Here is a 22153-nt window from a genome sequence, read left to right as displayed (position 1 = left end):
CGGGGCACCGGCTCGCCGGATCAGGCGGCGCCGGTCTGGGTGATCGTCTCGTGCGTTAGCGGCGCTGCCTCTGCCGGGAGATAGGCGTGAATGCGTTCATGGATCAGCGCCTTGCGCAGAGGTTTGGTCAGGTAGTGATCCAGCCCCGCGGCGAGAATTCCGTCTGAATCACCGGCCATGGCATGGGCCGTGAGGGCGACAACCGGCGTATAGATGCCGGTGCCGTGTTCCAGCGCGCGAATTTTCTGGGTTGCTTCTTTGCCATCCATCACCGGCATGGAGATATCCATGAAGATCAGATCAGGCTGGAACGACTGATAGACCTCTACCGCCTCAATCCCGTTGCTGACAAATTGCAGGTCTATGTTCAGATCCTTCACCATCTTGCGGAATACAAGCTGGTTGGTGCGATTGTCCTCTGCTGCCAGCACCCGCATGAGCCGCTGGGTGGGGCGTGTGCTGACGGCGGTGAGGGCCGCCGCGGGGGCCGGAGCAGGTTGGGGTGGGTCGGGGTGGGTTGCGACGCTGCTCAGTTCTGGTGGCGTCACCACGGTTTCGGGGACAGCAGAGGGGCGGGTCGCTGATCCGCCGCCGGGCAGATCGACCAGTCTCTGGAACAGCTCATCCCGCTGGATCGGTTTCAAGAGCACGCTGTCCGTCACCGATTGCACATCTGAATTGCTGGGTGCGGTGGGATCGCTGCTGAGCATCAGGATCGGCACCTGAGCAAAAGGTCCGGAGCGCAGTTTCTGTGCCAGTTCGACACCATTCTGATCTGGCAGTTGTTCGTCGCAGACAACCAGATCAACGCCGTCTGGCATGCCAGCAATCGCAGCGGCGCCATTGTCGAATACGGTGACCTCCAGCCCTAGCATGGCCAGTTGTTTGCTGAGCACATCGCGCATCACCGATTGTGAATCAATGACGGCGATCTGGCACAATCCCTTGGGCAGGGTGGGAATACTGGTGGAGGCCCCCTCCGCCAGCGGCAGCTCCATGCGGAAGCCGAAGCAGGATCCTTTGCCCTCCTGACTTTCGACCCAGATCTCGCCGCCCATCAGTTCAATCAGCCGCTTTGAGATCGCAAGGCCAAGGCCGGTGCCCTCAAACTGGCGATTGCGCTCATCTTCGACCTGATTGAACTCGCCAAAGATATCCTGCACTTTCTCCTCCGGGATGCCGATCCCGGTATCCTCAATCGTGACGTGGATCGAACATATCTTATCATCCGCGTTGGAGATGCCGGTGATTTGCAGCGCGACGTGCCCCTCGGAGGTGAATTTTACCGCGTTGCCGACCAGATTGGTGAGCACCTGACGAATGCGCCCGGGATCCCCGACAAAGCTGGTTGGCAGGAACAGGTCGTAGTCCAGCAGCAGTGTCAGCCCCTTGTCCCGCGCGGTGGGCTGCAGCAGCATCAGCACCTCATGGACGCTGCGTTCCAGATCAAAGGGTTCAGGGTGCAGTTCCAGTTTCTGTGCTTCAATTTTGGAATAGTCGAGCACGTCGTTGATGATTACCAGCAGCGCCTCTCCGGAATTCTTGATCGTATTGGCGTAGAGTTGCTGTTCGTCGCTCAGGTTGGTGTCGCTGAGCAGCTCTGCCATGCCAACGACACCGTTCATCGGCGTGCGAATCTCGTGGGACATATTGGCCAGGAAAGCCGATTTGGCCCGGTTTGCGGCCTCGGCCCGTTCGCGGGCAGCCTGCAACTCTTCCTCATATTGAACGGTGGAGGTGATATCGAGGGCGAGGCTGACCATATCCCCACCGTGGCCACGCTGATCCAGCAGCCGCAGGTAGCGATCATCCCACATCCGCACGACCACCGGTTCCGGTGAGGGGGACAACCAGCGTTCTGACATCTGGGCGCGCCAGTGATCCGGATCCTGTTCTCCGGTGTTGACCAGCCCCTCATCGGTGAGGATCTGCAGGATCCGCACGTAGGAGACGCCCGGCGTCACTTCCTCCAGACCGTCAAACAGATCAAGATAGGCGGTGTTGGCGCCGATTAGTTTGCTGTCCGCATCAAAAAAGGCGAACCCGTCCTGAAAGGCCTGGATCGAATGCCAGAGACGACGCTCGGCGCGTTCAACTTTCTCGTTGGCGGTGGAGAGATCCGATTTCACCTTGGCGTTTTCGTCGCGGACGGTGGCCACCTCGGCCTGCGTGGCGCCGATCTGGCGGGTCAAGGCCAGCGCATGACGTCCGAGTTTGCGGTTGGCTGCCGAAAGCTCCGCCTGCTTCAGCTCAAGCAGGCGCTCCGCCGCGAGACGCGCGCGTCGTTCTTCCGTCAATCTGTCAGCAAGGTTCATCCCTGCAAACTCCACTTAAAAACCAACACGACTTATCTGCCCCAGTTTAGAGGGGCAGAGATTAAATTGAGATTAGCCCATCTGTTACGTTGCGATACCTTGCTATGGCGTTAACCCCGTGCCAGCCTCTGGGCAGGTTTGGAGGGTTCCATGGTGCGTGTGCTCATTTCACTTATTGTACTTTCGTGTGGTTGGGTTGTTCAACCTTTAGTTGTTTTTGCTGATTCAATTTTTCCTGAAAATCGGTATGTCATTCAGCGGGATACCGATCATTTCGGCGCTGACCTCGGCCCATTGTTTGAGACCGATATGCGCAGCTGTGCGCGGGCCTGTTCGGCGCAACCTGACTGTGCCGGTTTTGCGTTCAACAGCCGCTCCAACGCCTGTTTTCCAAAATCCGCGATGGATCAGCCGTCGCCCTATGAGGGCGCGTTCTCGGCACTTAAACTGACCAGTAGCCGCGCCCAGAGGCAGGCGGCAGATGCGCGCGCTGCAGTCTTGCAAGGGGTGCAGGAGGACGATCTGGCACAGGCGGCAAAACAGGCTCAGAACCTTGGGTTACGCTTTCCCACCGGGGGTGTCAGCGTTGATGATCTGGTTGCGGCAGCACAAAGCGCGTCGCCTGCGACAGCGTTGCGTTGGATCGCGGAAGCGGTGGTGCTGAGTGACCGGAGCGATCTGTGGCTGGACTATGCCCGGAGGCTGTTGCGGCAGGAGGTGCAAGGATCGGCGCAGCGGCGCGCCCATGAGGCCGCCCTTTCGGCGGCGCTCAACAGTTATCTGCGCGGCCCGGATGATGCGGCCGAGGCGCAGGCCCTGGCCACCGCAGCCAAGGCATTGGAACAGTTGGGGCGCGGTCGCGATGCCCTTGGGGTTCTGCGGCTGGCGGCGGAGCGGGACAACAGCCCGAAACTGGCGGCCCGTCTGGATGACGCAATTGCCAAATATGGATTTCGGATCACCGGAAGCCGGGTGGAGAGCGATAGCGCATCACCCCGTATATGTGTCGAATTTTCCGAAGATTTGGCGCGGAGCGGGGTCGAGTACGATGATTTCATCAAGCTGGCGGATCCGCGTCTGGTGGCTGAGTCGGCGGGCCGGGAACTCTGCGTCGATGGGATCGAACATGGCACCCGTTACCGGCTGACCCTGCGGCGGGGGCTGCCTGCCGTCACCGGTGAGACATTGGCCAAGGATGTGACGCTGACCCATTACGTGCGGGATCGAGGCCCGAGTGTCCGGTTCTCCGGTCGGTCTTACGTACTGCCGAAGGGCGACCAGGTGGCGGTGCCGGTGGAGACGGTGAATGCCACCACGCTGGATCTGCGCCTGCGGCGTGTCAGTGACCGCAATCTGCTGCGCAGCCTGCAAGAGGATTACTTTGCCCGGCCGCTGTCGCAATGGCAGGAAGAACAGTTCGCCAGCGATATCGCGGAGGAGATCTGGAGCGGTACCGCCGAGGTCTCTCAGGCGTTGAATCAAACGGTGACCACGCGACTGCCGCTGGATCAGGCGCTGGCGGATCAACCGGTGGGGATCTACGCGCTGAGTGCGCAGCTGCCCGGCGCCGATCCTTATGACAGCCCAGCCGCGACCCAATGGTTTGTGCTGACCGATCTGGGGCTAAGCACAATGCTGGGCAGTGACGGGCTGCATGTACAGGTGCAGGGGCTTTCCGATGCCGCGCCGCGTGCTGGTGTGCGGGTAGAGCTGATTTCCAACGCCAACGCCGTATTGGGAACCGCGGTGAGTGATGCCGAGGGCTATGCGCATTTTGATGCGGGTCTGACGCGTGGGCAGGGCGCGTCTGCTCCGGCTGTCCTGATGGCGCAGACGGGTGAGGCGGGGGAGACAGCGGCGGACTTTGCCTTTCTCTCGCTGCGGGATGCGGCCTTTGATCTGTCGGATCGTGGCGTTGAGGGGCGCGTGGCGCCCGGACCAATCGATGTGTTTTTGACCACGGATCGCGGTGCTTATCGCGCCGGAGAGGTGATCCATGCCACTGTCCTTGCCCGTGATGCGACGGCGCAGGCGATAACCGGCCTGCCGTTGATCGCGGTTCTGAACCGCCCTGATGGTGTCGAATATGCCCGTCTGATTTCGGACCGGGGCGTGGCTGGGGGCCATGTGTTTGCGCTGCCGGTTGGAGACACCGCGCCGCGTGGTACCTGGCGATTGTCGATCCTGTCCGATCCCAAAGCACCGCCCCTGGCCAGTCGGCAGATTCTGGTTGAGGATTTTCTGCCCGAACGGATCGACTTTACCCAAACTCTGACGGCAGCTGCCGGGCAGGAGCTGCGTCCCGGCACCAACAGTCCCTTGCGGATCGAGGCGCGGTATCTGTTCGGCGCGCCGGGTCGAGATCTTAGTATCGACGGCGAGGTGACGCTGCGCCCTGCGGATCAGCTGGCGGGATGGGACGGTTACCGATTTGGCCGCTACGACGATGTGGTTGCCTCGCAAAGTCGCCATTTCGGCGGCGCGCGTACGGACGCGGAGGGGATCGGGACACTTTCGGTGGCGCTGCCCGAGATCGAGGCGCTGGGTCAGCCTCTTGTCGCGGAGGTGACCACCCGTCTGAGTGATGGCAGTGCACGTCCGGTTGAACGACAACTGAGCGTGGCCCTGCCGCCGGACGGTCCGGTGATTGGCATCAAGCCGCTGTTTGAGGATGTTGTCGCGGAAGGTGCTGCGGCGCGGTTTTCCATTGTCGCGCTGGCTCCGGATGGCAGCCCGCAGGATATGCCGGTGACATGGACGCTGAACCGGGTGGAAACCCGCTATCAGTGGTATCAGCTTTACGGGAACTGGAATTGGGAACCAACGACCCGCCGCAGCCGTGTTGCAACCGGCGCGGCGAAGGTGAATGCCGCCACGCCACTGGTGCTGGAACAGCCGGTTGACTGGGGCAGATATGAGTTGGTGGTAGAGCATCAGGGCGTGCCCTATGTCGCGGCGTCCAGTGACTTCTATGCAGGCTGGTACGTCCCGGACGAGGGGGCGGATAAGCCGGACCAGCTGGAGGTGTCATTGGATCGTGACAGCTATAAGCCGGGGGATACCGCACGCCTGCGCGTGGTGAGCCGTGGCGCCGGAACCGCACTGGTCTCGGTGATGTCGAACCGGTTGATCAGTCGTCAAATGGTCGAGGTGCCCGCCGGGGAAACGGTGATCCCGCTGAGCGTTGCTGCTGATTGGGGCAGTGGCGCCTATGTCTCTGCCATGGTGGTACAGCCGCTGGCGGGCAAGGCAGATCGAAGTCCGACCCGGGCGCTGGGGCTGGCGCATGCCACGGTCAATCGCCCCGGACAGGAACTTCAGGTGGTGTTAGACCTGCCCGAGGTGGCCCGACCACGCAGGACCGAGCTGGCCAAGGTTGAGGTGCGCGGTGCCGCCCCCGGTGAAGAGGTCTGGCTGACACTGGCAGCGGTTGATCTGGGGATTCTGAACCTGACCGGATTTCAGAGCCCGGATCCATCGGCGCATTACTATGGCCAGCGGCGGCTGGGGATGGAACTGCGCGATTTATACGGGCGGTTGATTGAGACTGGCACCGGCGCGCTTGGCCGGGTGCGTTCGGGTGGGGATGCGGGCGCCGGGATGCGGTTGCAGTCGCCACCGCCGACGCAAGATCTGATGGCCGTGTTTTCCGGCCCGGTGAAGCTTGATGCGGAGGGGCGCGCCGAGGTGCCGATCACGCTGTCGCCTTTTAATGGGACGGTGCGGGTGATGGCGGTCGCCTGGTCGCAGAGCGCGGTTGGGCAGGCAGCTGAAGACATGCTGGTTCGGGATCCGGTTGTGGTCAGTGTGACGGCACCGCGGTTCCTGGCGCCGGGGGATAGCAGCCGGGTGCAGATCGAGGTCACCCATGCGGACGGCCCTGCCGGTCGACTGGAGCTTGCGGCCCGTACCCTTGGCGCGGGGTTGGAGATCAGCGCGCTGCCCCAATCGCTTGTACTGGCACCCGGCGGCAGCGAGACTGTGATCCTGCCCGTTGCGGCGCTGTCCGTTGGCGACCCTGAGATTGAACTGACGCTGACCACCGCTGAGGGAGAGACCCTGATTCAGACCCTGCGCCTGCCGGTGCGGGCCAATGATCCGATGGTCGCGACCACCCGCCGCTTCCAGTTGGCGGCGGGGAACAGTTTCCTGTTCTCCTCTGACGTCTTTACCGGGTTGCGACCGGAGAGTGCGCGGGCGGTGATGTCTGCGGGGCCATTGGCGCGGTTTGATGTGCCGGGGCTGCTCAATGGGTTGGATCTCTACCCCTATGGCTGCACCGAACAGGTGACCTCGCGCGCATTGCCGCTGTTGTATCTGTCATCGGTGGCAAAGGCTGCGGGGCTGGGGGGCGCGCCTGAGGTCACCGCAAAGATCGACAGCGCCATCCGGCAGGTGCTGGCGCGCCAAGCCAGCAACGGTGGCTTTGGTTTGTGGCGTGCAGAAAGTGGCGATTTCTGGCTGGATGCCTATGCCAGTGATTTTCTAAGTCGCGCACGGGCGCAGGGCTATCAGGTGGCTGAGACACGGTTCCGTCAGGCGCTGGACAATCTGCGCAACCGGGTGAACTACGCGCCCGATTTTGACAATGGAGGCGAGGATATCGCCTATGCGCTGTTGGTTCTGGCCCGCGAAGGTGAGGCGGCAATGGGGGATCTGCGCTACTATGCGGATGTGAAGGCCGGTGATTTCGCCACGCCGTTGTCAGTGGCGCAGGTGGGGGCGGCTCTGGCGGCCTATGGTGATCAGCGTCGGGCAGATCAGATGTTCGCCCGTGCCGCCGCGATGCTGCATCGCGCCGCTCCTGATCCGACACTGTGGCGAGCCGACTACGGCAGCCTGCGCCGCGATCAGGCCGGGGTTCTGGCCCTTGCCAGTGAGGCCGGGTCCGAGGCGGTGGATCGTCGCGCCCTGAGTGCGGGACTGGTCGGGGATGGTCAGCTGCTCTCCACACAGGAAAGCGCCTGGACGCTGATGGCGGCCCATGCGCTGATCGGTGGGGATGGCGGATCCGGGCTGCTGATCAATGGTCAAACGGTGAATGGACCCATGGTTGAGGTGCTGGAGGGGGATCAGGATCGGGACCCGCTGGCGCTGACTGCTGCCTCCGGCAAGGATGTGGACATCACGCTGACCACGCTGGGTGTACCGCTGGTCACGGCCCCTGCGGGAGGGACCGGGTTCAGTATCGAACGCAGTTACTATTCGATGGAAGGCGAGGCGTTGGTCCCGGACCAGTTCACCGTCGGTGACCGGTTTGTCGCGGTGCTGCGGGTGGTTCCGTTTGAGCCGGCTGGCGCACGATTGATGATCAATGATCCGCTGCCTGCGGGGCTTGAGATCGACAATCCGAGTTTGCTGCGGTCCGGTGATGTGCGCGGTCTCGACTGGCTCACGCTAAGCGAGGCCCGCCATGCCGAGTTCCGTGCGGACCGGTTTCTGGCGGCGGTCGACCTGCGGCGTGGACGCGATGGGGAGGCGGGCGCTCCGGTGACGCTGGCCTATGTGGCGCGCGCGGTAACGCCGGGTCTGTTCCATCATCCGGCGGCTTCGGTTGAGGATATGTACCGGCCTGCCTATCGCGCCCGCACCGCGACGGGCCGCGTCCAGGTCCGGTGATCCCCCTGTCGGAACCGGCCTCGCGTCGACCTCGTCGGTGGCGTTGGTGGGCTGGAGGCTTGTCTGGCCTATGTGCGGCGGTGGTGATCGGCGTTGTGGCCTTCAACGCCTGGGTCGAGAAGACACCGATGCCCGCCACGCTGGCGGAGACCGCGACAGAGTTGCGTGACCGCAATGGCCAATTGTTGCGGGCCTATCCGGTGGCGGATGGGATCTGGCGTATGGCTGTAACCGTGGATCAGGTCGATGCAGGCTATCGCGCAATGTTGCTGCGATATGAAGACAAGCGGTTCTATGACCACAATGGTGTCGATGCGCTGGCGCTATTGCGGGCGGCGGCACAGGCCCTGTGGCAGGGGCGGGTGGTTTCGGGCGGGTCAACGCTGAGCATGCAGGTGGCGCGACTGCTGGAGGATGGGAGTACCGGGCGCTGGGCGGGCAAGCTGCGGCAGATTCGGTTGGCGCTGGCCTTAGAACGTCGCCTCAGCAAGGCCCAGATTTTAGAACTGTATCTGATCCACGCGCCGTTTGGCGGCAACATCGAAGGGGTGCGTGCGGCGAGCTATGCCTGGTTCGGCAAAGAGCCGTCGCGGCTCACCCCCGCCGAAGCGGCGTTGCTGGTGGCGCTGCCGCAGGCACCGGAGGCGCGCCGCCCGGATCGTATGCCGGAAGACGCGCGCCGGGCCCGCAATCGTGTGTTGCAGCGGATGCGCAATGCCGGGGTGCTGGCTGCTGACGCAGCAGAGACCGCGGCACAGGCGCCGATGCCACGGGGCATGCGGGTTTTTCCTCAGCTGGCGCCACATCTGGCGGATTATCTGGTGGCAGAGACACCGGAGCAGGCGCGAATTGATCTGACCCTGGAAGCGGGACTGCAGCAGCGTCTGGCGCAGCTGCTGACGGAAAGCGTGGCGCGGCAGGATGCCAGGCTCTCGGCGGCGGTGCTGGTGGCGGATCACCAGAGCGGCGAGATCCTCGCCTCTGTCGGATCGTCTGGGTACCGCGATGATCTGCGGCAGGGGTTTGTGGATATGACACGGGCCCCACGTTCCCCCGGATCGACGCTGAAACCGTTGGTTTACGGTCTCGCTTTTGATCAGGGGCTGGCCCATCCTGAGACGCTGATCCACGACGGGCCGATTGATATCGATGGTTATGCGCCACAGAATTTCGACGGCCGCTTCCGGGGGGATCTGCGGATACGGCGGGCGCTGCAGCTGTCGCTGAACACACCGGTGATACAGCTGACGCAGGCATTGGGCCCGGCGCGGCTGATGTCAGCGTTGCGGCGGGGCGGCGCACGCCCCCGGTTGCCGGGCGGCAAGCCGGGGCTGGCCGTGGCGCTGGGCGGGGTCGGCGTGTCGCTGCGTGATCTGGTGCAGGTCTACGCTGGGCTGGCGGCTGGCGGGCAAGGCCCCCGGTTGCGGGCGCGCCTGCAGGCCCCTTATGATCGGATGCCGCGTCTGATGAGCAAGGTCTCTGCCTGGCAGATCGGCGATATTCTGCGCGGTGTGCCGCCTCCAGCCGGGGCGCCTGCGGGTATGGTGGCCTATAAGACCGGAACATCCTACGGGCACCGCGATACCTGGGCGATCGGATGGGATGGCCGCTATGTGGTGGGGGTCTGGCTGGGACGGGCGGATGGCACGCCGGTGCCGGGAGCCTTTGGAGCGGAGTTGGCGGCGCCACTGTTGTTTGAGGCCTTTGGGCGGATTGGACGCGGGTTTACCCCCTTTCCAGCCGCACCGGCCTCTACCCTGCGCGTCGCTACGGCGGAGCTGCCGTTGCCGTTGCAGCGCTTTGACAGGGGGGGTGTTGGTGGCCCGCCCGGTGAGCGCCTGCAGCTGGCCTTTCCCCCGGATGGGGCGGCTCTGTTGCTGGCTGAGGGCGGGCAAATGACCCTGCGGATCAAGGGCGGCGAGGCGCCGTTTCTGGTGCTGGCCAATCAGACACCGGTGGTGACTGGTGCTCGCCGTCGCAGCATCGATCTGCTGGGGCTGGAACGCGGGTTTTCAACGCTGGTGGTTGTTGACCGTAACGGCAGATCGGATCAGGCACGGGTGCGCATCACCCGCCCGGATGAGTAGCTGTGAGGTTGCTGGAATGTGGGATCAGCGCCGCCCCTCGCGCAGCCAGCCAGCGATGATCGCAGCGCTGGCCATCAGCAGAACCAGCCAGGCGGGCAGCAGCGGCGTCTGCCTGACCGAGGTGGTACGATAGGCGTCACGCGGTGTCAGGCCGATCCAGCCGCGCCCTGCTGCAACACGTCCGGCGCGTACGTTGCGCAGGCTGGGTATGCCATCATGAAGCGACCGCACGCCGCCGCGTGTCTGGGCCACAGCGGCGGCCATGATCTCCCCGGTGGCGATGGTCTGTTCGAATTCGCGCGGGGCCGCAGGGCCGAGGCCGATCACGGTGGATTGCTCACCCTCTTTCAGCCGGTAAAGACCGGGTTCCGGCCCTTCATAGCGGCCTTCCCACCGGCCGGGTGCGGTCTGGGTCAGGGTGACCATCGCGGTGTTGCCATCCGGGGCGGTGACGGTGACCTCGCCGACATCCGCGTCGAGACTGCGGCGCTGAATACGCATACGCTGGCCGGTGGCCTCGGCGGAGAGGACATCCTCCTCCAGCTCCGGCTCTTTCATCATCCAGTGAGCAAGGCGGCGCAGCAGTTCCAGCTGTGGGCCGCCGCCCTCGTATCCCCGGCTCCAGAGCCAGGCATGATCCGAGGCCAAAAGCGCCACCCGCCCTTCCTCGACGCGGTTCAACACAAGCAGGGGACGGGAGTCGACGCCGCTCATCAAAACATGGCCTTCGGGCACGTCGACTTCGATCTGGCGCAACCAGCGACCCCAATCAGCAGCGCCGGTCAGATCAGCGGTGACAGGATGGCGCTGGCCGAGGTCGGTGATCTCGGGCCGGTAGGCCCGTTCCAGGACCCGCGCCGAAGGGCTGGCGGGCAGAATGCTGGAGAGCGGTGAGCGATAGATACTGTCGGCGCTGGCAAAATCCGGCCCCGCAGCGACAAGAACGGCGCCACCGCGCTGCACGTAATCGGCCACATTGTCGAGGTAGATCGCGGGCAGGATGCCACGGCGCTTATAACGGTCAAAGATGATCAGATCGAAATCGTTGATCTTCTCCAGAAACAGCTCCCGCGTGGGGAAGGCAATCAGCGACAGCTCATCCACCGGTACACCATCCTGTTTTTCCGGGGGGCGCAGGATGGTGAAATGTACAAGATCCACGGCGCTGTCGGATTTCAGCAGATTGCGCCACGTGCGCCCGCCGGGATGCGGCTCGCCGGAGACCAGCAACACACGCAGGCGGTCGCGGACACCGTTGATCTGGACCAGCGCGGCATTGTTACGATCTGTGAGCTCGCCTTCGGCGGTGGGGACGGTAAATTGGATCACATTGCGTCCGCCATGAGGCAGGGTCAGCGGCAGGTCGAAATCGACACCAACGGGCAGGTTGAAGCGCTGAGGCTCGGCGCCGCCGATGGAAATCGCCAGTTCCGCCAGGTCGCCCGCTGTCGGAGCATCGCCCTGATCCTCAATCCTGAGGGTCAGCGTCACCGGTTCACCGATGATGGCAAAACTGGGGGCGTTCTTCACGATCAGCCGCCGGTCCCAATCACCGGGGCGGCCGGTCAGTAGCAGATGCAGCGGGGCAGGCAGGGCCGGGGTTTGTGCGACGTCATGGATCTGACCATCGCTGATCGCAATGATCCCGGCGACCCGTCCGCGTGGCACATTGGCCAGCGCCTCTGCCAGCGCGCCCATCAGGAGGGTGCCGCTGTTGTCGCTGCGGCCCTCGCGCGCTGGTATGCTGTCGATCGGGATCCGGCGGACCTCGGTATTGGCCCGCTGGGCGAGCGCGGTTTCCAGCGCTGTCACGGCGACGCTGGTCTGTTCTGGACGGTCGGAAAGGGCTTGGCTGGCAGTTTTGTCCTCCAGCACCAGCACGATATCATTGAGCGGGGCGCGATCCTCGATCTGGTAGACCGGACCGCTGAGGGCGCCGATCAGGACGAGGGCAGCAAGGGCGCGCATGGGCCATCCGGCCAGACGTTTCCAGACCGCGAGAGTGAGTACTGCCGTGGTAAGGGCCGCCAGCAGCCAGATCACAGACCAGGGGACCAGCGGGTCGAAGAGGATGGTCTGCGTCATTTATCCAGCCTCATATCATTGCCCCAACCGATCAAGCAGAGCCGGGACATGCACCTGATCGGATTTGTAATTCCCGGTCAGCACATGCATCACCAGATTGACACCAAAACGGTAGGCCAGTTCGCGCTGACGCTCGCCCGCGTAGCCGCGCCCAACCGGCAGCAGGGGGCGGCCATTGTCGTCCACGGCCCAGGCGGCGGCCCAATCGTTGCCACCGATAACAACCGGCGTAACACCATCGTTGAGGTTGCGAAATGGGATGCCTTCGACCTGTTGGGCGTCAGCGGGCGCGGCTTCGACCCAGACGGCGCCGCGGTTGTGGCGTCCGGGGAAATCCTGCAGCAGGTAGAAAGCGCGGGTCAGCACATGGTCGGCGGGCAGTGGCTCCAGCGGTGGTACATCCAGCCGCAGTGCCAACTGTTGCAGGCGGCGTCCGGCGGGGCTGCTGGCCCCGGCGCGGGTCAGATCGGCATCGCGGGTGTCAAAGAGGATCATCCCGCCGGTACGCAAATAGGTGTTGAGCCGGTCATAGGCCGCGCCCGAGGGCATCGCCTGATTGGCGGTCACCGGCCAGTAGAGCAGTGGGTAGAAGGCCAGCTCGTCGCGCTCCAGATCAACAGTGGCGGGGGGGGCGGGCTCGACCGAGGTGCGGAACCGCAGCGTGTTGGACAGCCCCTGCAAACCGTCACGCGCCAGTTGATCGACCTGGGGGTCGCCGGTCAGCACATGGGCCAGTGTCAGCTCGGCTGCTCGCTCTGCGGCCAAGGCATCAGCTGCGGGATCAGACGGGGGGGAGGGGGTAACCTCCTCAATCGCGATGGCGTTGCCTTGGGCGTGGCTGCGCGTGTCGTGACCGGGGCTGATGACCCAGACGGAGGTGGCCAACAGCAGAAGCGAGATCATGTTGCGCATCTTGCTCGCTGAGGTCTGCGGCTGGCGTGGCAGAAGCCCGGAGAGCAACAGGGCCGCAATCACATCAAGGGCCAGGAGAAGGAGGGCGAGGCTGATCAGCAGGCCACCCAGCGGGCGTTCGGGCGTGGCCCCATAGCCGTTGACAGGGAGGCTGAGGGGCCACTGCGCCGGAGTTAGCTGATCCTCTGTGCGCATCACATTGCGTGCGATCCGCCGGTCGCCGTTTTGATAGAGCCCGGGTTGCAGCTCAGGTCCTGCTGTGGCGGCGATCAGATCTGGCCCGGCCACACCGGGCAGCGCATCTGCATCGAAGAGATCACCAAAGCCGTCCAGCACCTGAAGGGGTGCCCATGTGGTGCCTTCCAGATCCACGGCCTCCGCCGGTTTGGAGCCGGAGGAAATCGCCAGCCGTTCCATCATCTGCACAAACAGACCGGAGAGCGGCAGGCTGCTCCATTCCGCATTTGCGGTCACGTGAAACAATACGATCTGACCATTGCCAAGCGGCTTGCGGGTGACCAGCGGTGTGCCATCGGAGAGTTCTGCGATCACCCGCTCCGCCAGAGAGGGGTCGGGCTGCGCGACCACTTGCGAACTGACGGTGACATCAGGGGGAATGTTCAGCCCGAAAAAGGGAGAGTCTTCGGCAAAGGGGGCCAGGGTTTTCGGTTCTCCCCAGCTCATGGCGCCGCCGATGCTGCGGCCACCAATCCGCAGGCGCACAGGCAGTAGCGGTTCTTCGTCGGTGCGGGCGGTGTCGCTGGCGGCCAGCCGGGGACCGGCGAAACGCAGCAGCAGCCCGCCGTCAGAGGCCCAATCCACCACTGCCGCCTCCTGATCGGGGGGCAGACGGGCGGTGTCGGCAAGGACAATCACGTCGGGATTAGCGGGCAGAAGATCGCTTAGCCCGCCCTCAAGCAAATCAGCGGTCGGTGCCAGCGCCTTGCGCAGATAGTGCAGAGGCGAGAGGAGGGCGAGACCTTCGTTACCGCTTTGGGCTGAGATCAGTGCCACTTCACGGCGGCGCAGCCCGTCATCGGCGAGCGATACGGCCCCAGCGCTGGTTTGGCCCTGCAGCTCGAACAGGCGGATGCGCGCGCGCAGCTCTGCGGGCAGAGATAGGCGGGCGGTGGCTTCACTGCCGTCGGCGGAAGTGTTGTCCGGGTCGGCAAAATCCACTGTCACTGAGCCGAGGGTTCGCATGGTGCCGCCCGGGTCTGGCCCCTTGGCAAGGACAGTCACGGTTTGATCGTCGCCTGCGCCGGGGCCTGTTGCGCCCCTCCCGTCGCCAGAGGCGGCCTGCGGGGTGCTACGAACGACGGTGATTTCCATTGCGCCATCCACATAAACAACCGGGCGCAGTGCCAGCCGGGGGGTGGCATGTTCATAGACGGTCAGCCGACCGCGTTGGCGCAGCGTCGCCAGCAGATCGTCCCGGCCTGCATATGTCAGCCCGTCGCTGAACCAGAGGCTGTCAAACCCACCCTCAAGGGTGTCTATCTGGGTCCGGGCACGCGCCAGTTGCTCCGGCGTTGGCTGCCAGGCTTGCGGTGCCTCACCGATGATTTGACGACGCCAGCTTGCCGCGCTTTGGAACTCAGGCGGTTGGGGGGCGGTCAGGCGTAGTACGGCGACCGGGCGATCAGCGCGTCCGGCCTCAGCCAGAAGATGGTCGATTTCCTCTCGGGTGCGGTCCCAGTCCGGGGCGCCGGCCCAGCTGCCATCCAGCACCACCAGCAACGGGCCACGCCCGGTCGGGGTCGCGGTGGGGTTGAGAACTGGTCCCGCCAGCCCGACAATGGCTGCCGCCACGGCCATCAGTCGCAGCAAGAGCAGCCACCATGGGGTGCGGTCCGACAGGCTGTCGTCGTCGCGCAATCCCAGAAGCAGGGTAACCGCTGGAAACAGGCGTGTGCGCGGGGCAGGGGGCACCGCCCGTAACAGCAGCCACAACAGTGGTAGCGCCAGAAGCGCCAGCAGCAGCCAGGGGGCTGTAAAGCCGATGCCTGCAATGGTTGTCATGAGCCGCTTCTTTCCATGGCGTGAAACAGCCACATCAGAGCCGCCTGCGCGCTATCGCCTGTGTGATGCGTGCCCAGACGCCAGCCTGCCGCGCGGCACAAGTGGTCAAGCGCGTCGCGGCGTTCGGCAAGCCGGTCAAGATAGCGCTGTTTGAGGGCGCCAGCCTTCAGCGTTTCATGGCGCACCCCGCCACCCACGCTTTCAAAGATGGTGCGCCCGTCGAAGGGAAACTCTTCCTCCGCAGGGTCAAGCACCTGCATCAGCACTCCGTGGACACCACGATCTGCGGCCTTGGCCAGCGCCTGTTCCAGTGGCGCAAAGGGGCCCAGGAAATCGGAGAGAAACAGCACTCGCGCCTGTGGTTGCATGGCGCGATCTTCGGGCGGAGCATAGTCGTCTTCGTCATTCAGGCTGAATGCGTCGGCCAATCGCAGGATCTGGGCATTGCCGCGCCGGGGCGGCAGGCGTCCGCCGGTGAGGCCGACACGTTCCCCCGCCCTTAGCATCATCACTGAGGCGGCCAGTCCAAGCAGCCGGGCGCGGTCAATTTTCTCCGGCAGCGCCGGGGTGGAGGCAAAGCGCATGGACGCGCCCTGATCGACCCAAAGATGCACCGTCTGGGCGATCTGCCATTCCCGTTCACGTACGAACTGCTGATCTCCCTTGGCGGACCGGCGGTGATCAATCATGCGGCGACTGTCCCCAGCCTGCACCGGACGGTATTGCCAGAAATCATCGCCCATCCCGGCACGACGGCGGCCGTGTTCGCCCAGAAGCACGGACCCGGCCAGCTGATGTGCGCGAACCAGAAGCGGCGGGAAGCGACTGGCCGCACTTTCTGCGCGGTGGCGCAGGTCCGCTGCAGATCCTGGGGGGCTGCCAGCGGTTCCGCCTGGCTGATGGGCGCGCGCCTGTGTCACGCGGCGACGCCGGGTCGTGCCATGGTCTCGGCTGTGGTGGTGATCAGATCAGTCAGGCTTTCGCCGCGGGCGCGGGCTGCAAAGTTCAGGGCCATCCGGTGGCTGAGCACGGGCTGCGCCATATCCAGCACATCGTCAGCGTTGGGGGCGAGGCGTCCCTGCAGCAGCGCGCGGGCACGTACCGCCAGCATCAGGGCCTGTGCTGCCCGCGGCCCTGGTCCCCAAGCCACCGTCTGCTGCACCCGTTGAGAGGCGGCAGGGTCCTCCGGGCGGAAGGCGCGAACCAGATCCAGGATCATCTCTACCACGCTGTCCCCGACAGGCATCCGGCGCAGCAGAGTCTGTGCAGCCATCAGATCATCCGCAGTGAAGACCTGATGCGCGCGGCCTTCCTCAACCCCTGTGGTGGCCAGAAGAATATCGCGTTCGGTCTGGCGGGTCGGATAGGGCACATCAATCTGGAACAGAAAACGGTCCAGCTGTGCCTCCGGCAGAGGATAGGTGCCTTCCTGCTCAATCGGGTTCTGAGTGGCCAGCACGTGAAAGGGTGTGCCAAGGGGGCGGTCGGCACCTGCCACGGTCACCATCCGCTCCTGCATTGCCTGCAGCAGCGCAGATTGTGTGCGGGGACTGGCGCGGTTGATCTCATCCGCCATCAGCAATTGACAAAAGACCGGCCCCGGCACAAAGCGAAAGGCGCGGCTGCCGTCATTGGCGGTATCCAGCACCTCGGATCCCAGAATATCGGCGGGCATCAGATCCGGGGTGAACTGCACCCGGTTGCCTGCAAGTCCCATGACCGTAGACAAGGTTTCCACCAGCCGGGTCTTGCCCAGCCCGGGCAGGCCGATCAACAGACCGTGGCCACCGCACAGCAGCGTACTCAGGGTCAGATCGACCACACGCTCCTGACCGATAAAGCGCCGGGTGATAGAGGACCTGGCCTGTGTCAGCTTGTCTTCAAGCGCTTCAATCTCGGCCAGCAGATCGTCGGGTTCGGACATGACTTTCCCTTCACGGCGAATATATAGTGATACTGTATCGCGTTGACAGAAAATGGCAAAAGCAATGAGCGGACAAAATCCCGTGACTTCCGGCAGCACCCCCCCCGAAACCGGATCAGAACCCCCCAGCGCGGAGGGTCTGGCGGCTGCGGCCAAAACGGCGAGCAAAGGTGGGCTGCCACCTGTGCATCTGTGGAATCCGCCGTTTTGCGGCGATCTGGACATGCGGATTGCCCGCGATGGCACCTGGTTCTACCTCGGCACCCCAATCGGGCGGTTTGAACTGGTGAAGCTGTTTTCCTCCATTCTGAAGCTGGAAGACGGCAAGTATTTTCTTGTCACACCCGTCGAAAAGGTTGGCATCACGGTGGAGGATGCCCCCTTCGTCGCGGTTGATTTCGAAGTGGACGGCACTGATGAGGCGCAGGTGCTGCGGTTTGAAACCCATGTCGGCGACAGGGTTGAGGCCGGGCCTGCCCATAAAATCCGCGTGGTGCGAGACGAAGAGACTGGTGAGCCAGCCCCCTATGTGATGGTACGCGCCGGTCTGGAGGCGCTGATCGATCGCAAGAGCTTTTACCGGCTGGTGGATCTGGGGTGTCATCGGGACGGATGGTTTGGCCTGTGGTCGGGTGGCGAGTTCTTTGGAGTCATCCCATCGGATGAACTGCCGGACGACTGAACCGGACCGAAATCTTAATGCGTCGGCAGAGGGCTGCCGGTCGCGCTGCGATGCGGCGGGAAGTCGCTGACCCAATTGAGTATATTGTAAAATTAGCGAAAATTCTTGCGAAAACCTGCTCAAAATCGGTGGAGATCTGAGGCAGATTGAGGCGGTGTGATCCTGGACGGATCAATGGTGAACCTAGCGGGGGCTGGGCTGGACCATTGAGGTGGCATCGTCCGGCACATGTCTATTTGGCCGCCAATCGGGGGTGGCTCCAAAGGAGGTTTTCCAATGCCGAAATTTGCGGCCAATATTTCATTGCTGTTTGCGGAACTGCCCTATCTGGATCGTTTTTCTGCGGCCGCGCGGGCCGGGTTTGAGGCGGTGGAAATCCTGTTTCCCTATGAGTTGGCTGCTAAAGAAACTCAGAGGGCCTTGCTGGCCAATGGGCTTGAGCTGCTGCTGATCAACGCACCGCCTCCCAATTACACCGGCGGGATGCCTGGCTATGCAGCGCTGCCGATGGGGTCGGACCGGTTTCAACGCGATATCCGGCGGGTGCTGCGCTACGCGGAGGTGCTGCGGCCGGGCATGATCCACATCATGGCTGGTTACGCCAAAGGAGATGTGGCCAAAGACACGTTGATCCGCAATCTGCAATGGGCCGCCGACTATGCGCCCGGACAGCAATTCACCATCGAACCGCTGAACAGCGGTGATCAGCCGGGGTACTATCTAGACGACTATAATCTCGCAGTTGAGGTGCTGGAGGCCGTGGACCGCAAAAATGTTGGCCTGCAATATGATGCCTATCACGCGCAGCTGATCCATGGGGATGCGATCAAGGTCTGGGAGGCCTTTGGCGACCGCGCAGCCCATGTTCAGATCGGGGCCGCTCCTGGGCGCTGCGAGCCGGGAACCGGACCGGTGGATTTCGAGCAGCTCTTCTCGGCGATTGACGAGAGCGGTTATGAAGGCTGGGTCAGTGCCGAATACACCCCGAGTACCAAACGGACAGAAGACAGTCTGGCCTGGATGGGCTGACAGAGGTCGCATCGGGTAATGCCAACCACTTTCAGGCATGAGGTGACTGCGGCCAAAGGTCCGACTGCTGCGTCATGACATATTCGAGAATTGAAATGTGATTGATCGCAGGGCATAAGGCGGCAATTGATCCACGACCGGAGACCATCATGTTCCCTGCGCGATTCGCCCCTATCCTGTTTGGTCTGATTTTGTCGGGTGTCATGTCCTGCATTGTGACGGGAGTTGCCACGCTGAAGGCGGTTGGCCTGAGCGCTGCGGCGCCGGGGCTATGGATGTCAGCCTGGAGTTTCGGCTGGCCTGTGGCCTTTGCAGTTGTGCTTGTGGTGGCGCCTGCGGTCCGCCGATTGGTGGCCTGGATGGTAAAACCGCCTGCGGAAACAGGGCCACACAGCGCAAAAGACTAAGAGCGCAGGCCAAGGGGCGCGGTTCTCCCGCCCGTCACCCCAGCATCAAAGATGCCGGTCTTCCCGTTGGGCCGGGCGCCATGCCGGTGGCATGGCGCGCTGCGCCTCAGGTCGATGGCTGGCATTGCCCGATCAGGCGCGTATCACCGTGGTGCCGCCCCGGCCAAAGGGGGGGCAGCAAGCCTTGTCGGTTTTGGAGCAGATCTTTAGTGAGCCTCCGCCCAGTTCTGGCCCCTGCCTGCATCCACCACCAGTTTCACGTCCAGATGAACGGCCGGGTCTGCTGCGGTTTCCATCACCTGACGGGCGGTTTCGATGGTGTCCTCAACCGCGGCTTCCGGTACCTCGAATAGCAGTTCGTCGTGAACCTGCAGCAGCATCCGTGCCGGCAGATGAGCAATGGCAGCAGGCATCCGAATCATCGCGCGGCGGATCACATCGGCTGCGGTACCCTGGATCGGCGCATTGATCGCGGCGCGTTTGGCAAACCCGGCGCGCGGTCCCTTGGCGGAAATCTCCGGCGTGTGGATCTTGCGCCCGAACAGGGTTTGCACATGGCCGTGCTCTTTGGCGAAGGCAACGGTCTCATCCATGTAACGGCGAATGCCGGGGAACCGTTCAAAATAACGGTCGATGAAGCCCTGCGCCTCGGCCCGCGGGATGCGCAGGTTACGGGCCAGACCAAAGCCGGAAATACCATAAATCACGCCAAAATTGATCGCTTTGGCCTGTCGGCGGATGTCCGATGTCATCTCCTCCAGCGGGACGTTGAACATCTCTGACGCTGTGAGGGCGTGAATATCCTGCCCCTCGGCAAAGGCCTGTTTGAGAGTGTCAATTCCCGCAACATGGGCAAGAATACGCAGTTCGATCTGGCTGTAGTCCAGCGCCAGAAGCACATTGCCCTCCTCCGGAACAAAGGCCTCGCGGATGCGGCGCCCTTCCTCGGAGCGGATGGGGATATTTTGCAGGTTGGGATCGGTTGAGGCGAGGCGCCCGGTGTTGGCCCCGGTCTGCACATAAGAGGTGTGAACGCGCCCGGTTTCGGCGTTGATATGATCCTGAAGCGCGTCGGTATAGGTCGATTTCAGCTTGCTCAGCTGGCGCCAGTCCAACACCAGACCCGGTAAGGCGTGTTCGGTCGCGAGGTCCTCAAGAATATCCGCCCCGGTGGCATAAGCGCCGGTCTTGCCCTTCTTGCCACCCTCCATGCCGAGCTTATCAAACAGAATCTCGCCCAGCTGTTTGGGGGACCCGACGTTGAAGTTTTGGCCGGCCAGTTCATGAATCTCGGCCTCCAGCCCAGCCATTTTCTGGGCAAAAGCGTTGGACATACGCGACAGCGTATCGCGATCAACCTTGATACCCTCGCGCTCCATCCGGGCAAGCACTGGCACCAGCGGACGCTCCAGCGTCTCGTAGACCGTGGTGACGCCTGACTGGTGCAGCTGCGGCTTGAACAGCTGCCACAAACGCAGGGTGATATCGGCGTCCTCAGCGGCATAGGCCACGGCATCGTCAATAGGTACACGGTCAAAGGTGATCGCCGATTTGCCCGTCCCCAGCAGGGGTTTGATCGGGATTGGCGTGTGGTTCAGATACCGCTCTGACAGTGTGTCCATGCCGTGCCCGTGCTGACCTGCGTGCATGGCATAGGACATCAGCATCGTGTCATCAATTGGCGCCACATCAATGCCTCGGCGGGCAAAAATCTTGGCGTCATATTTCATATTTTGGCCAATTTTGAGGATGCTGTTGTCCTCAAGCACGGGCTTTAGCAGATCGAGTGCGTCCTGCAGGGGCATCTGCCCGTCTGCCAATTCATCGGAGCCGAAGAGATCATCGCTGCTGCCGGATTTATGAGTGAGCGGGATGTAGCAGGCGCTGCCCGGTTCCACGCAGAGCGAGATGCCCACAAGATCCACCACCATCTCGTCAAAACCAGTGGTTTCCGTGTCCACCGCCACCCAGCCGCGTTCGCGAATCTGGATCACCCATTTTTTCAGCGCCTCGGCGTCACGGACGCATTCATAGCTGCTGCTGTCGAAGGGCATATCCGCCACAGTCGCAGCCTCGGCGGTGTCGGTGCTCTGCGCGGGGGTGTCGACAATGGCTGGCGCCTCTTTGCCCAATTGATCGGCGACACGCTTGGACAGAGTGCGAAACTCCATCTCAGCCAGAAAGCTGAGCAAATGGTCTGCATCTGGGTCGCGTACGCCCAGATCATCCAGTGTGAAGTCCAGCTCCATATTGTTGTCCAGCTGGACGAGCTGCTTTGACAGTTCGATCTGCGCGCGGTTCTCGATCAGAGTCTGGCGGCGCTTGGGTTGCTTGATCTCTTCGGCGCGGTTCAACAGGTCCTCCAGCGACCCGTATTCGTTGATCAACAGTGCTGCTGTCTTGATCCCAATCCCCGGTGCGCCGGGCACATTGTCGACCGAGTCGCCAGCAAGCGCCTGGACATCCACCACACGGTCCGGGCCGACACCGAATTTCTCAAAGACACCATCGGTGTCGATGCGTTTATTCTTCATCGCGTCCAGCATTTCGACACCACCGCCGACCAGCTGCATCAGATCCTTGTCAGAGGAAATAATCGTCACCCGGCCGCCTGCATCGCGGGCCTGACACGCAAGCGTGGCGATAATATCGTCGGCCTCGAATCCTTCCTGTTCCTTGCAGGCAATATTGAACGCTTCAGTGGCGGTGCGGGTCAGGGGGATCTGCGGGCGCAGATCCTCGGGCATGGCTTCGCGGTTGGCCTTGTATTGATCATAAAGATCATTGCGGAATGTGTGCGATCCCTTGTCGAAGATCACCGCAACATGGGTTGGCGCGTCCGGGCCTGTGTTGCCTTCAACATAGCGGTGCAGCATGTTGCAGAAACCCGCCACAGCACCGATGGGCAGCCCATCAGATTTCCGGGTGAGGGGCGGCAACGCGTGATAGGCGCGAAAGATGAAGGCCGACCCGTCGATCAGATGCAGGTGGCAGCCGGTGCCAAAGGGGGTGGTTGTCATGGCTGATGCTCCGGTGTTTCGCGTTGTCCCCGTTATCGGTGATCGCGCGAG

General features: G+C 63.1%; 11 protein-coding genes. 5 read left to right on the top strand and 6 right to left on the bottom strand.

Features of this window, described 5'->3' with window-relative positions; all coding sequences use genetic code 11:
- Positions 1–20: 20 nt before the first annotated feature.
- Positions 21–2315 (bottom strand): response regulator, encoded by a 2295-nt coding sequence (locus tag INHI_RS0115540; protein ID WP_027248220.1) that lies wholly within the window; start codon positions 2313–2315, stop codon positions 21–23.
- Positions 2316–2465: 150 nt separating this feature from the next.
- On the opposite strand from INHI_RS0115540, the gene INHI_RS0115535 reads away from it, so the two are divergent.
- The gene (locus INHI_RS0115535; protein WP_462938380.1) at positions 2466–7934 is read left to right on the top strand and encodes an alpha-2-macroglobulin family protein; all 5469 of its coding nucleotides are present in this window, start codon (positions 2466–2468) and stop codon (positions 7932–7934) included.
- 59 nt (positions 7935–7993) lie between these two features.
- Complete coding sequence (gene pbpC, locus INHI_RS0115530) at positions 7994–10021, top strand: penicillin-binding protein 1C (RefSeq protein ID WP_027248218.1); 2028 nt, start codon at positions 7994–7996, stop codon at positions 10019–10021.
- 24 nt (positions 10022–10045) lie between these two features.
- Here the strand turns inward: pbpC and INHI_RS0115525 are convergent, their stop codons facing one another.
- Genes INHI_RS0115525 through INHI_RS0115510 form a run of 4 tightly spaced genes read right to left on the bottom strand, consistent with a single transcriptional unit; the run spans position 10046 to position 16964 of the window.
- The gene (locus tag INHI_RS0115525; RefSeq protein WP_027248217.1) at positions 10046–12106 is read right to left on the bottom strand and encodes a membrane protein; all 2061 of its coding nucleotides are present in this window, start codon (positions 12104–12106) and stop codon (positions 10046–10048) included.
- A gap of 15 nt (positions 12107–12121) precedes the next feature.
- A complete protein-coding gene (locus INHI_RS0115520) occupies positions 12122–15040 on the bottom strand; it encodes a DUF4159 domain-containing protein (RefSeq protein ID WP_027248216.1) in 2919 nt (972 codons plus the stop codon).
- Complete coding sequence (locus INHI_RS0115515) at positions 15037–15960, bottom strand: DUF58 domain-containing protein (protein WP_014881281.1); 924 nt, start codon at positions 15958–15960, stop codon at positions 15037–15039. Before INHI_RS0115515 ends, INHI_RS0115520 begins: the two co-directional genes overlap by 4 nt.
- Entirely contained in the window at positions 15957–16964 is a 1008-nt protein-coding gene (locus INHI_RS0115510) for an AAA family ATPase (protein WP_014881280.1), read from the bottom strand. The genes INHI_RS0115515 and INHI_RS0115510 overlap by 4 nt, the downstream gene beginning before the upstream one ends.
- Before the next feature lie 64 nt (positions 16965–17028).
- On the opposite strand from INHI_RS0115510, the gene INHI_RS0115505 reads away from it, so the two are divergent.
- From INHI_RS0115505 to INHI_RS0115495, 3 genes are all read left to right on the top strand, one after another.
- Positions 17029–17646, top strand: coding sequence for a DUF1285 domain-containing protein (locus INHI_RS0115505; protein ID WP_027248215.1), 618 nt, complete (start codon positions 17029–17031; stop codon positions 17644–17646).
- A gap of 276 nt (positions 17647–17922) precedes the next feature.
- Positions 17923–18675, top strand: coding sequence for a hydroxypyruvate isomerase family protein (locus INHI_RS0115500; RefSeq protein WP_027248214.1), 753 nt, complete (start codon positions 17923–17925; stop codon positions 18673–18675).
- 149 nt (positions 18676–18824) lie between these two features.
- Positions 18825–19082, top strand: coding sequence for a DUF2798 domain-containing protein (locus tag INHI_RS0115495; RefSeq protein WP_027248213.1), 258 nt, complete (start codon positions 18825–18827; stop codon positions 19080–19082).
- Between the two features lie 206 nt (positions 19083–19288).
- Here the strand turns inward: INHI_RS0115495 and polA are convergent, their stop codons facing one another.
- A complete protein-coding gene (polA, locus tag INHI_RS0115490; RefSeq protein ID WP_027248212.1) occupies positions 19289–22102 on the bottom strand; it encodes a DNA polymerase I in 2814 nt (937 codons plus the stop codon).
- Between the last annotated feature and the right edge of the window lie 51 nt (positions 22103–22153).

Origin of the sequence: Phaeobacter inhibens DSM 16374 (assembly GCF_000473105.1) — a bacterium.
GTDB classification, from domain to species: Bacteria; Pseudomonadota; Alphaproteobacteria; order Rhodobacterales; family Rhodobacteraceae; genus Phaeobacter; species Phaeobacter inhibens.
Note: the sequence above shows the minus strand (reverse complement) of the source record. Positions and strands in the feature narration are given on the sequence as shown.

Bases quoted from the DNA above. Each gene is read 5' to 3' on its own strand.
- INHI_RS0115540 (WP_027248220.1), bottom strand. From the start codon at position 2,315: ATGAACCTTGCTGACAGATTGACGGAAGAACGACGCGCGCGTCTCGCG.
- INHI_RS0115535 (WP_462938380.1), top strand. From the start codon at position 2,466: ATGGTGCGTGTGCTCATTTCACTTATTGTACTTTCGTGTGGTTGGGTT.
- INHI_RS0115525 (WP_027248217.1), bottom strand. From the start codon at position 12,106: ATGACGCAGACCATCCTCTTCGACCCGCTGGTCCCCTGGTCTGTGATC.
- INHI_RS0115520 (WP_027248216.1), bottom strand. From the start codon at position 15,040: ATGACAACCATTGCAGGCATCGGCTTTACAGCCCCCTGGCTGCTGCTG.
- INHI_RS0115510 (WP_014881280.1), bottom strand. From the start codon at position 16,964: ATGTCCGAACCCGACGATCTGCTGGCCGAGATTGAAGCGCTTGAAGAC.
- INHI_RS0115505 (WP_027248215.1), top strand. From the start codon at position 17,029: ATGAGCGGACAAAATCCCGTGACTTCCGGCAGCACCCCCCCCGAAACC.
- INHI_RS0115500 (WP_027248214.1), top strand. From the start codon at position 17,923: ATGCCGAAATTTGCGGCCAATATTTCATTGCTGTTTGCGGAACTGCCC.
- INHI_RS0115495 (WP_027248213.1), top strand. From the start codon at position 18,825: ATGTTCCCTGCGCGATTCGCCCCTATCCTGTTTGGTCTGATTTTGTCG.
- polA (WP_027248212.1), bottom strand. From the start codon at position 22,102: ATGACAACCACCCCCTTTGGCACCGGCTGCCACCTGCATCTGATCGAC.